General features: G+C 55.1%; 2 protein-coding genes. Both read right to left on the reverse strand.

The annotated features are described in order from the left end of the window. Nucleotides 1-117: DUF4310 family protein (locus tag BTM36_RS26855; RefSeq protein WP_217349664.1), on the reverse strand; the 117-nt coding region annotated here is incomplete at its 3' end. A gap of 6 nt (nucleotides 118-123) precedes the next feature. Beyond that, on the reverse strand, nucleotides 124-345 hold a 222-nt coding region (locus BTM36_RS26860), incomplete at its 5' end, for a DUF4311 domain-containing protein (RefSeq protein ID WP_139347314.1).

Consider the following 345-nt stretch of genomic DNA (forward strand, 5'->3'; position numbering starts at 1 on the left):
ACCGATGCCGTAGAGGTAGTACATATGGGTCCCGGCGAAGACGCCGGAAGAGAGCAGACCGACAAAAATCGGGAATGACCAGTCGGCGTACCAAAAACCTTTATTCTGTTCCATCATCGTTCCTTACTTGCCGCTGAGCGAGTTATGGATGAGCTCCAGCCAGTTCGGCGCGCTCAGGTGGAAGGACTGGATCATTTTCAGATCGAAGCCACGGAAGAAGGCGCTCAGGACAAACAGGGCCACAATGGCGCTCATCATCACTTTGGTGACGCGATGCCAGCCGCTCTCTTCCACACCTTTACCAATCAGAATACCCAGCACCAGGCCCGGCACGGCGTTACCCAT

Origin of the sequence: Herbaspirillum sp. VT-16-41 (assembly GCF_001994935.1) — a bacterium.
In the GTDB taxonomy this organism is placed as follows: domain Bacteria; phylum Pseudomonadota; class Gammaproteobacteria; order Burkholderiales; family Burkholderiaceae_D; genus Herbaspirillum; species Herbaspirillum frisingense.